Origin of the sequence: Pseudomonas sp. VS40, assembly GCF_018587885.1 — a bacterium.
Taxonomy (GTDB): domain Bacteria; phylum Pseudomonadota; class Gammaproteobacteria; order Pseudomonadales; family Pseudomonadaceae; genus Aquipseudomonas; species Aquipseudomonas pergaminensis.
The window spans coordinates 910,337-921,573 of sequence record NZ_JAGYWD010000001.1; the positions used below are offsets into that span (position 1 = coordinate 910,337).

10 protein-coding genes are annotated in these 11,237 nt (G+C 59.8%); 3 read left to right on the forward strand and 7 right to left on the reverse strand.

The genetic code is table 11. From position 1 onward, the window contains the following. Positions 1–24: 24 nt before the first annotated feature. On the reverse strand, positions 25–1,161 hold the full coding sequence (locus KHP07_RS04150) for an acyl-CoA dehydrogenase family protein (protein WP_078046868.1): 1,137 nt from the start codon (positions 1,159–1,161) through the stop codon (positions 25–27). Positions 1,162–1,381: 220 nt separating this feature from the next. Here KHP07_RS04150 and KHP07_RS04155 point away from each other — a divergent pair, with 220 nt between their 5' ends. Next, positions 1,382–2,302: a GlxA family transcriptional regulator gene (locus tag KHP07_RS04155; protein ID WP_177409527.1), complete on the forward strand. Its 921-nt coding sequence runs from the start codon at positions 1,382–1,384 to the stop codon at positions 2,300–2,302. A gap of 141 nt (positions 2,303–2,443) precedes the next feature. On the opposite strand, the gene zapE is transcribed toward KHP07_RS04155, so the two are convergent. The 3 genes from zapE to KHP07_RS04170 form a co-directional block, all read right to left on the reverse strand. Further along, positions 2,444–3,538: a cell division protein ZapE gene (zapE, locus tag KHP07_RS04160; RefSeq protein ID WP_034102154.1), complete on the reverse strand. Its 1,095-nt coding sequence runs from the start codon at positions 3,536–3,538 to the stop codon at positions 2,444–2,446. 79 nt (positions 3,539–3,617) lie between these two features. Beyond that, a complete protein-coding gene (locus KHP07_RS04165) occupies positions 3,618–4,973 on the reverse strand; it encodes a tryptophan--tRNA ligase (RefSeq protein ID WP_100491490.1) in 1,356 nt (451 codons plus the stop codon). A 24-nt stretch (positions 4,974–4,997) separates the two neighbouring features. Further along, on the reverse strand, positions 4,998–5,627 hold the full coding sequence (locus tag KHP07_RS04170; protein WP_078046865.1) for an alpha/beta hydrolase: 630 nt from the start codon (positions 5,625–5,627) through the stop codon (positions 4,998–5,000). Positions 5,628–5,774: 147 nt separating this feature from the next. Between KHP07_RS04170 and KHP07_RS04175 the strand changes: the two genes are divergently transcribed. Next, the gene (locus tag KHP07_RS04175) at positions 5,775–6,212 is read left to right on the forward strand and encodes a Z-ring associated ZapG family protein (protein ID WP_003171734.1); all 438 of its coding nucleotides are present in this window, start codon (positions 5,775–5,777) and stop codon (positions 6,210–6,212) included. A gap of 87 nt (positions 6,213–6,299) precedes the next feature. Here the strand turns inward: KHP07_RS04175 and KHP07_RS04180 are convergent, their stop codons facing one another. From KHP07_RS04180 to KHP07_RS04190, 3 genes are all read right to left on the reverse strand, one after another. Further along, complete coding sequence (locus KHP07_RS04180) at positions 6,300–8,024, reverse strand: ABC transporter ATP-binding protein/permease (protein WP_100491491.1); 1,725 nt, start codon at positions 8,022–8,024, stop codon at positions 6,300–6,302. A gap of 110 nt (positions 8,025–8,134) precedes the next feature. Further along, positions 8,135–8,695, reverse strand: a complete 561-nt coding sequence (locus KHP07_RS04185; protein WP_010213178.1) for a response regulator transcription factor — start codon at positions 8,693–8,695, stop codon at positions 8,135–8,137. After that, positions 8,688–9,950 carry an ATP-binding protein gene (locus KHP07_RS04190; protein WP_058423028.1) on the reverse strand — a complete coding sequence of 421 codons (1,263 nt, stop codon included), beginning with the start codon at positions 9,948–9,950 and terminating at the stop codon, positions 8,688–8,690. Before KHP07_RS04190 ends, KHP07_RS04185 begins: the two co-directional genes overlap by 8 nt. A 246-nt stretch (positions 9,951–10,196) precedes the next feature. Between KHP07_RS04190 and KHP07_RS04195 the strand changes: the two genes are divergently transcribed. Continuing rightward, positions 10,197–10,907 (forward strand): SIMPL domain-containing protein, encoded by a 711-nt coding sequence (locus KHP07_RS04195; RefSeq protein WP_100491492.1) that lies wholly within the window; start codon positions 10,197–10,199, stop codon positions 10,905–10,907. The last annotated feature ends 330 nt before the right edge of the window (positions 10,908–11,237 follow it).

Sequence of the window (11,237 nt, forward strand, 5' to 3'; positions counted from 1 at the left end):
GGCGCCCTTAAAAGCCCCACAAGCTCAAAGCGCCCGCGCAATGATCTCCTTCATGATCTCATTGGTCCCCGCATAAATGCGCTGCACGCGCGCATCCGCCCACGCCCGGGCAATCGGGTACTCCCACATGAAGCCGTAGCCGCCGTGCAGTTGCACGCACTCATCGAGCACCTTGCATTGCAGGTCGGTGGCCCAGTACTTGGCCATCGCCGCCGTGGGCACATCCAGCTTGCCCTCCAGGTGCAACGCCATGCACCTGTCGACGAATACTCGGCCGATCTGAATCTCGGTGGCCATCTCCGCCAGCTTGAAGCGCGTGTTCTGAAAGTCCGCGATCGCCTTGCCAAACGCCTTGCGCTCGCGGGTGTATTCCAGGGTCCATTGCAACGCCGCCTCGGCTGACGACAACGCGCCAATCGCCACGGTTAGGCGCTCCTGGGGCAACTCCTGCATCAAGTACGCGAAGCCCATGCCCGCCTGGCCCAGCAGGTTTTCCTTGGGCACCCGCACATCCTGGAAGAACAGCTCCGAGGTGTCCTGGGCCTTCATGCCCACCTTCTCCAGGCGCTTACCCTTGTCGAAGCCTGGCGTGTTGGCTTCCACCAGGAACAGGCTGGTGCCCTTGGCGCCCGCCTTGGGATCGGTTTTGGCGACCACGATCACCAACTCAGCCAGGTAGCCATTGGTGATGAACGTCTTGGAGCCGTTGATCACGTACTCATCGCCATCCAGCACAGCAGTGGTCTTGACGCCTTGCAGGTCGGAACCGGCCCCCGGCTCGGTCATGGCAATGGCCGTGACCATCTCGCCGGAGATCAATTTGGGCAGGTATTTGTGCTTCAGCGCCTCACTGCCGTAATGCAGGATGTACGGTGCAACAATGTCCGAGTGCAGGGAAAAACCGATGCCGGTCAGGCCCAGCCGGCTGATCTCTTCGATCACCACCGCGCTGTACAGGAAGTCCGCGCCCAGCCCGCCATATTCCTCCGGCAAGTGCGAACACAGCATGCCCGCCTCTCCCGCCTTGCTCCACAAACTGCGGTCGATGTAGCCCTGCTTCTCCCATTGCCCATGGAACGGCGCGGCGTCCTTTTCGAGGAAGGTGCGCACGCTCTCGCGGAAGAGTTCGTGTTCCGGGCTGAACAAGGTTCTGGGAATCATGGGTCACCTGCGTGGATTGTCGGACAAGGACGAGCCCACAGAGACTATGCCGCGAAGGCAGCACGGGACACTGGACACATGCGACAAAAAATAAGACGATCCAGCCGTCTGGTGACCACTTTCCCCTATAAGAATAAATGAAATTATGTCTAACCAAATCTCCACGCCGTTGCGGCGCGTCAGCATTTTGGCCATTGATCGGGTATTCGCTTCAACCCTCATGCAAGCCAAGGATTTCTTCCACCTCGCCAGCCTGCGTTACGGCAAGCAACAAGGATTGGGCCTGACTCCCGCGTTCGAATCGCGCCTGGTCAGCCCCGACGGGCAATCGGTACGCAGCTTCAGTGATGTAATCATGCCGGTGGACGGCGGCCTGGAAGACGCCGACATCATTGTGCTGCCAGCCTTCTGGGATGACTTCGACGCCTTGTGCACACGCTACCCGCAGGTGTTGCCCTGGCTGCGCGATCAGCACGCACGCGGTGCGGTGTTGTGCGGCGAAGCCACCGGGGTGTTCTGGCTTGCTGAAGCCGGCCTGCTCGATGGCAAGGAGGCGACCACCTATTGGCGTTTCTTCAATGCGTTCAGCGAACGCTTCCCCAAGGTGCAACTCAACCAGGACAAGCACCTCACCGACGCCGACAACCTGTACTGCGCGGGCGGCACCACCTCGGCGTGCGACCTCTACATCTACCTGATCGAACGTTTCTGCGGCGCCAACATCGCCCAGGCCGTGGCCCGCGACATTCTCTATGAAGTACAGCGCAGCTATGCACCCGGACGCATCGGGTTTGGCGGACAAAAGCTGCATCAGGACGTGATCATCCTGCAGATCCAGCACTGGCTCGAAGAACACTTCGCCGACAAATTCCGCTTCGAAGACGTGGCCCGGGAACACGGCATGAGCATCCGCAACTTCATGCGCCGCTTCCAGACCGCCACCGGCGACAAGCCTTTGCATTACCTGCAACGGCTGCGTATCGAAACGGCCAAAGGCCTGCTCTCGGGCAGCCGCAAGAGCATCAAGACCATCAGTTATGAGGTGGGTTACGACGATGCGAGTTTCTTTGCGCGGCTGTTCCGGCAGCACACGGAGTTGTCGCCTAACCAGTATCGCCAGCAGTTTCAGCAGGCTGCCTGACCAGAGGCAAACACAAAACTAGTGTAGGAGCTGGCTCGCCTGCGATAGCGGTGTATCAGCTAGCAGATAAGCTGGCTGACAGACCGTTATCGCAGGCAAGCCAGCTCCCACATTTTGATCTCCATTTTTCTGAAGATTTGCTTACGGCTTGTGCCCACGCGACAGGAACTCGTGGGACTGCATTTCCAGCAAGCGGCTCAGCGTGCGCTGGAACTCGAAGTTCAGGCGCCCGCCGGTATACAGGTCCTTGAGCTCGACTTCCGCCGAGATGATCAACTTGACGTTACGGTCGTAGAACTCGTCGACCATGTTGATGAAACGTCGCGCGATGTCGTCGGTGGTGACGCTCATCTGCTCCACGCCACTCAGGATCACCGCGTGGAAGATCTTGCCCAGTTCAATGTAGTCGTTCTGGCTACGCGGGCCGTCGCACAGCTGGCGGAACTCGAACCAGGCCACGTCATCACAGGTGCGCAGCGCGATGATTTCGCGGTTCTCGATCATCAGCTTGTCGTTTTCCACCGCCTGGGTGCATTCCGGCGTGAGGGCGCGGAAGCTCTTTTTCAGGCTTTCGTGGGCGGCTTCGTTCAGCGGGAAGTGGAACAGCTCCGCTTGCTCCAGGTGACGCAGGCGGTAGTCGACGCCGCTGTCGACGTTGACGATCTCGGTGTTCTGCTTGATCAGCGCGATGGCCGGCAGGAAACGCGCGCGTTGCAGGCCGTCCTTGTACAGGCCGTCAGGCACGATGTTCGAGGTGGCGACCAGGGTCACACCGTTCTTGAACAGCTCTTCCATCAAGGTGCCAAGGATCATGGCGTCGGTGATGTCGGAGACGAAGAATTCATCGAAGCAGATCACCCGGGCTTCTTCGGAGAACCGCTTGGCGATGATGGTCAGCGGGTTTTTCTCGCCCGGCAGGGTCTTCATCTCTTCATGCACGCGCTTCATGAAGCGGTGGAAGTGCGTCCGGACCTTTTCCTTGAACGGCAGCGCTTCGAAGAAGGTGTCGACCAGATAGGTCTTGCCCCGGCCTACGCCGCCCCAGAAGTACAGGCCCTTGACCGGCGTGTGGTCTTTCTTGCCAAACAGCTTGCTGAACATCCCTGGCTTGTTCTGCGAGGCCGCGATCAGGTCGTCGTACAGGCGCTGCAAATGACGCACCGCGTTTTCCTGGGCCGCGTCATGGAAGAATTCAGGGCGTTTCAGATCAGCTTGATATCGTTCTAGGGGCGTCATAATTTCGTTAGCAAGGCAACAAAAACGGGCCGTCACTGTAACGACGGCCCTGGATAATGGCAATCAACCCTTGGTCGGGTTAATCCTCGAGGGGGGTCAACGCGACGCGCAGAGCAGCGATGGCCGAATCGCGAGACGCTTCGTCGGCGAATTCCGCACTGTCCGCCACCGCCACGCCGTCCAACCATACGCTGAAGCCCAGGGCCTCGGTGCGCAGGTCCAGCGCGTCGCCGCTTTGCAGTTGCTTGGTCACTGCGCCTGCCGCCTTGCCATCGGCAAAGTTGCGCGACAACAGCAGTTGCTCACCATCGGCGGCCAGCAGGCGGAAGCGGAAACTGCCGTCGTCTTCACGGAAGCTCACGAAGCGCGCGGCTTTCGCGGCTTTCTTCTTGGCCGCGACCGGCGCTGCCGCCTGGTTGACGAACGAACGCAGGCCGACCGCTTCACGCAGTTCAGCCAGGAACGGAGCGGCCACGGCACGCGCCTTCTTGGCGCCAATCAGCAGCAAGTCTTCCATGTCCGATGGGCGCGACATCAATTGATGGTAGCGCTCACGGGCTTCGCCCAGTTGGCCATCGAGCAGTTGGAACAGACGGTTTTTCGCCTCGCCCCAACCCAGCCCTTGCAGCAGCTCGGCGCGGAACTCTTCTTCCTGGGCCTTGCTGGCAAACGCCTGGTACAGGGTGAACAGGTGCGAATTGTCCGGGTCCTTGGCTTCGCCCGGCGCGCGGGAGTCGGTGACGATCCGCGAGATCGCGTCCTTCATGTCCTTGGCGCTGGTGAACAGCGGGATGGTGTTGTCGTAGCTCTTCGACATCTTGCGGCCATCCAGGCCCGGCAAGGTGGCGACGCTTTCTTCGATCAACGCCTCGGGCATGGTGAAGAATTCTTTACCGTTGCCGAACAGGTGGTTGAAGCGTTGGCCGATGTCGCGGGCCATTTCCACGTGCTGGATCTGGTCGCGACCGACCGGCACCTTGTGCGCGTTGAACATCAGGATGTCTGCCGCCATCAGCACCGGGTAGCTGTACAGGCCCATGCTGATGCCCGCATCCGGGTCTTCGCCGGCCTCAACGTTCTTGTCCACCGAGGCCTTGTACGCATGGGCGCGGTTGAGCAGGCCCTTGGCGGCAACGCAGGTGAGCAGCCAGGTCAGCTCGGGGATTTCCGGGATGTCCGACTGGCGATAGAAGGTCACCCGGTTCACATCCAGGCCACCGGCCAGCCAGGTCGCGGCGATTTCCATGCGCGAGCGCTGGATGCGCTGCGGGTCATCGCACTTGATCAGGGCGTGGTAGTCGGCCAGGAAGTAGAAGGAATCGGCATTGGCGTCCTGGCTTGCGAGGATCGCCGGGCGGATCGCACCGGCGTAGTTGCCCAGGTGCGGCGTGCCGGTGGTGGTGATGCCGGTGAGGATACGGGTACGAGTCGTCATGGGTAATCGCTTATCAGACTGCTATCAATTCGAGAGGCGCGGCAGTACCAGATCCTTGAGATCGGTCAGCTTGCCGTGAAAAAAGTGTCCGCATTCTGCCACTTTCAGCAGCTCATGGGGGCGTTTCAGGGCGGCGGACCAATCGTAGACCAGCTGCGGGTCGACCACTTCGTCGGTTTCCGGCTGGATCAGGGTCAGCGGGCAGCCTTGTGGCAACACATCGGTATCGCGCAGGCGCATCACCGCCGCGGCAACCATAAACAGATGCGATAGCTTTTCACCCTTGGCTTCCAGGCGACCACCGAGGCTCGCCGCAACATAGCCACCGAAGGAAAAACCAAGCAAGGTGATCGGCAAATCAGGGTGTTTTGCCCGCAGCCAGGTGGCAGCCGCTTCGGCATCGTCCACTTCACCGGTGGCCATGTCGTGGGTACCGGCACTCGCGCCGACGCCACGGTAATTGAAACGCAACGTAATCAAACCGGCATCGCGGGCGGTGCGTTGCAGGGTCGATACCACTTTATTGAGCATGGTCCCACCCTGCACCGGGTTGGGGTGGCAGATCAGCGCCAGGCCACGTGGCTCGGGGTGATCCAGGTACAAGGCTTCCAATTGGCCTACCGGGCCATCGATCAAAACGGGGGTTTCACGCATGAGCAAGGAATGAACTCCGTGACCTCTCAAGGGGTCGACTCGTCTAGCTAAAAGTCTGTGCTTGGCATCATTGCGAGCTTAATCGCGGTATACAGCGCAGGTCCGAGCCGTTAACGTAAAGCAAAGCCGTTTATAGAGGAAGGACTCGTGGAACACTCGCTCTTAGTTTGGTTGTTGCCGACTCTTGCCCTGGTTGCCGGTGTCGCCATTGGTTTCCTGGTTGCTCGCTTGCTGCCGAATGCCGCGCCTAACCGCACGCAGCGTCAGTTGGATGACATTCAGGAACGTTTTGACAGTTATCAGAACGAGGTTGTTACCCACTTCAACAGCACCGCGACCCTGGTCAAGAAGCTCACCCAGAGCTACCAGGAAGTACAGGATCACCTCGCCGATGGCGCCAACCGCCTGGCCCTCGACGACATCACCCGTCAGCGCCTGCTGGCCGCGTTGCATTCCGATGCCCCGCAAACCCCACGGGAACGCCTGACCCCACCCCGGGAAAACCAGGAACCACCACGGGACTACGCGCCAAAAACGCCGAACGCTCCAGGCATGCTGGATGAGCATTACGGTTTGAAGAAGTAAATCATCTTCAAGCACTGAAAAGCCCGGCTGATCGATGATCAGCCGGGCTTTTTGTTGGATAAAAATCCGGCTCCTACAAGGACCGTGTCAGGACACGGGTTGCTCTTGCAATTGGCCGCCCTCGATCCGCACATGCCGACCATGGAAGCGCTTGAGGCTGCTGCGATGGCCGACGCTGACGATACTCAACCCCGGCAACTCGTCGATCAGCGCCTGATACAGCGTCGCTTCATCCTCTTCATCCATGGCTGACGTGGCTTCGTCCATGTACAGCCATTGCGGCGCGAACAGCAACGCCCGAGCAAAGGCCAGGCGTTGCTGTTCACCCGGCGAGAGCATGCGCTGCCAGTGATTGGCTTCATCCAACCGCCCGACCAGGTGCGGCAGGCGGCAGGTTTCCAGGACCTGTGCATAACGCTCTGCCGGGTAAACACTGTCCTCCTGTGGATAACTTAATACCGCCCTTAACGTGCCGATCGGCAAGTAAGGCTTTTGCGGCAGGAACAGATAACGCTCGGCTGGCAGGCGGATGTTGCCATGGCCGTTGGGCCATAGGTTGCCCATCGCGCGTAACAAGGTCGATTTGCCACTGCCCGAGCGACCACTGAGCATCAAGCGCTCACCTTCGGCGACGGTCAGGTCGGCACCCTGCAGCAAATGGCGGCCGTCGGCTAGGTCCAGGCTCAGGTCCTTGACCTGCAAGTTGCCGCCCTGATGCTGCAGGCCAATGCCCATGGTCCGGGTTTCGTTGTCCTGCATGGCCTGGCCGAAACTCAACAGACGATCACAGGTGGCGCGCCAACTGGCCAACAGCGTATAGGCATCGACAAACCAGCTCAGGCTGCCTTGCACACTGCCAAACGCCTGGGCAACCTGCATCAACACACCCAGTTCGATCTTTCCGGAAAAGTAACGCGGTGCCGCGACCACGAAAGGAAAGATGATCGCAATCTGGGAATAACCACTGGTAAAGAAGTTCAGGCGCTTCTTGAGCTGCATGATGCTCCAGAAATTGCTCCACACCCGCCCGAAACGCGCGCTCAATTGCTGATGTTCGTTAGGCTCGCCATTGAACAGCGCGATGCTTTCCGCGTTCTCCCGTACCCGCACCAGGCTGAAACGCAAGTCAGCCTCAAAGCGTTGTTGGCGGTTGCTCAAGCCGATCAGTTTTCGCCCAATCAGGTGGGTTAACCAACTGCCAACCACCGCGTAGACCAACGCGGCCCAGAACATGTAGCCGGGAATGGTGATGCCCCACACTTCGATGCTGCCCGACACGCCCCACAGGATCACCGAGAACGACACCAGGCTCACCAGGTTGGCGATAAAGCCCAAGCCCAGCGTGAGGGTGCTGCTGGTAAAGGCGTTGAGGTCTTCGGAGATACGCTGGTCGGGGTTGTCGGTGTAGCCGCCGTATTCCAGGTGGTAGTAATTCTTGTGGCCCAGCCACTGGGCGAAATAGGTTTCCGTCAGCCAGCGGCGCCAGCGGATGGTGAGCATCTGTTGCAGGTAGGAGGTGAACACGCCGGTCACGATCGACACCACCGCAATCACGCTGAAGTACATCAGCAAGTGCGTAAAGGCGTCGTAGTCCTTGTTTTCCAGCGCGTTGTAGAAATCACGGTTCCAGCTGTTGAACCACACCGACACGGCGACACTGAACAGCGACAACCCCAGCACTACCAACAGCAGCAGCCAGGCCTTGGCCTTTTCTTCGCTGCGCCAATAAGGCGTGATCAGCCCCCACACCCGCCGTAAAAATTGCCCACGCACCGCGTCGTTGACCGCGGAATACTCAGCGTTCTGATTCATCGTTCAGGCTCTGTAAGAAAATGTGACAGGCGTTCGAACCGATCATAGTTGATCGATTCGAGGCTCCGTGCGGCCTGAAGCAGATTGTTCAGCTGTTGTTCAGATCAGCCTCAGCGGCGTACCGGGCGCTTCTGCAACTTGCGCTGCAAGGTACGGCGGTGCATGCCCAGGGCGCGGGCAGTGGCGGAGATGTTGCCTTCGTGCTCAGTCAGCACGCGCTGGATGTGTTCCCACTGCAGACGGTCTACCGACATCGGGTTTTCCGGCACCAGAGTGTCGAGGTCGGCGTGTTCGGACAGCAAGGCTGCCAGCACGTCGTCAGCGTCTGCCGGTTTGCACAGGTAGTTGCAGGCACCACGCTTGATCGCCTCGACGGCGGTGGCGATGCTGGAGTAACCGGTGAGGATCACCACGCGCATTTCCGGGTCGAGTTCCAGCAGCTTGGGCAGCAGCACCAGGCCGGAGTCGCCGTCCATCTTCAGGTCGAGCGCGGCGTAGTCCGGCAGGTCAGCCTGGGCGATGGTGAAGCCTTCCTCGGCCGACCCTGCGGTGCTGACACGGAAACCGCGACGGCTCATGGCGCGCGCCATCACGCGGGTAAAGGTGGCGTCGTCATCTACCAGCAACAGGTGCGGCAGTTCTTCGCCTTCGACTTGGATCTCGTCACTCATCGATATCTCCTCGTGCGACACGGGGCAGGCGCAGCTCGGTGAGCGTGCCACCTTCCTCATGACTATAGAGCTTCACTGAGCCGCCCGCGCGGGTCACGCTGGCCTTGCTCAAAAACAGGCCCAGGCCGAAGCCTTTGCCCTTGGTGGTAAAGAAGGGTTTGCCGATCTGTTCGGCAATGGCCAACGGTACGCCCGCGCCGTGGTCACGAATGCTGATGGTCACGTCTTCCGCATCCCAGTCCAGCTGTACGCCCAGGCCTTCGGGGCAGGCGTCAGCGGCGTTGTTCAACAGGTTGAGCAGCGCCTGGGTCAAATCCGGTGGCGGCGCCATGCGTGGCACGGTGCCCTGCCCCAATAGATGAAACCGGTAGCTGGCTTCGGGGCGCATCAGGTGCCAACGGTTCAGGGCTTCGTCGAGCCACTGGGTCACGTCCTGCATCTCCACTGCCAGGCGGCGATTGGCTTCGGCGGCACGTACCAGTTGTTGCAAGGTCTGCTTGCACTGCTTGACCTGTTCGCGCAGCACACCGAGGTCTTCCTGCAGCGCCGGGTCGTGATGGTCCTGGGTCATTTCGTTGAGCAGCACGCTCATGGTGGCTAGCGGCGTGCCCAGTTCATGGGCCGCGCCGGCGGCCTGGGTGGCGACGGCCAGCAACTGCTGATCGCGCAGGCCTTCTTCACGGCGAATGGCGCGCAGTTCTTCCTGGCGGCGCAGCTCCTCGGCCATACGCGCGGCGAAGAAGGTGATGACCGCAGCCGACAGGGCAAAGCTCAGCCACATCCCGTAGATCTGCAGGTTTTCCCGGGCGATGGGGAAAGTTTGCAGCGGGTAGAAGCGCGCCAGCAGCAGGGTGTACAGGGTCAGGGCAATGCCAGACAGCACCACCGAATAGCGCCATGGCAGCGTTACAGCGGCGATGGTCAATGGCACCAGGTAATACGAAACAAACGGATTGGTGGAACCACCAGAGAAATACAGCAACACACTGTGGATAAACAGGTCGCAAGCCAACTGCAGGGCGTATTCCAACTCGGTCACCGGCCACGTAGTACGCAACCGGATGGCGGTGAACACACAGAGCACGATGGAAAACCCGAGGGTCACGCCCAGTTGCAGCCACGGCAGCGGCAACAAGTCGAACCAATAGGCAAGCCCGACGGAGCCGGCCTGTGCGGCCAGGACCAGGGTACGGATGAACGTCAGGCGCCAGAGGTTCTGGCGTGTGGCGGAAGTCAGTTTTACGGCGGCGAGCATGAGCTCTCCCGGTGAGCGCTGCAGGCGGATCGGCAGGAGTATAAACGAAGCGGCGCCTTGGGCATTGGGTGTGTGGCTCTTTGACGCAGTGGGCGCCGCAGCTGCAAGCCGCAAGTTGAAAGCGGCAAGATCGCTTTTTTTCACTGGCAGCTTGCAGCTTGAAACTTTTTTTCTAATTCCTAAACCCGAAGAACCCCACCCCACCGTCTACAGTCATACCGAACACGACTATCCCAAGGAGCTTCCATGTCTCGTTTCACTCGCAGTGCAGCCGCCATCACCCTCAGCATGGGCACCCTGGTCAGCCTGCCAGCACTGGCCGCTGACGCACTGAACTACAACCAGATTTCCCTGCGCGCCGAGGTCAGCCAGGAGGTGGCCCGCGACAAGATGATCGTGACGCTGTACACCGAATCCCAGAACAGCGACCCGGCCAAACTCGCTGCCGAAATCACCACCACCCTGAACAAGGCGCTGGGCCAGGCCCGCGAAGTCAAAGGCGTGACCCTGCGCCAGGGCAGCCGCAACAGCTACCCGATCTACGACAACAAGAATCAGAAGATCACCGGCTGGCGCGAGCGTGCCGAACTGCGCCTGGAAAGCGCGGACTTCCCGGCACTGTCCAAGCTCACCGGCGAACTGCTGAACACCCTGAAAATGGAAAACATGGACTTCGCCATCGCCGACGCCACGCGCAAGTCCAGCGAAGATGCACTGCTCAAGGACGCGGTCGCTGCATTTAAAGCACGCGCGCAACTGGCCACCGATGCGTTGGGCGGCAAGGGCTACAAGATCGTCAACCTGAACTTCAACACCAATGGCTACCCGATGCCTTACGCCCGTGGCGGGATGATGATGAAAGCCGCGATGGCCGATTCCGCACCCACGCCTGAGGTGGAAGCCGGCACCAGCCAGGTCAGCATGAGTGCTGATGGGGTGATTGAAGTGCTGCAATAACGCGCTGACTGAGGCGAACGGGTCTGTAACAACGGCGTCAGTACCCGTTCAGCCAACTGAAGGCCTGATAGCTGGCGCAACCTTGTGGATGCGCCTTTTTTATGGGCGCAACCGCTACCAGATAATTCAGTACATATTGTTCGTTACAAACATACTTCCTCACATCCATTCGTACAACGCTCTTTATATGTGCCCCGACTCAATACAGCGGCACAACTAACCCACCTCACACTTTTCAAAAAGTGTTAGCCGTAATATCCAAACAGATATACGGAACAGATGGCAGGAACGTCAACGCGATCATTTCCCACGCATGTATCGAACAAACCA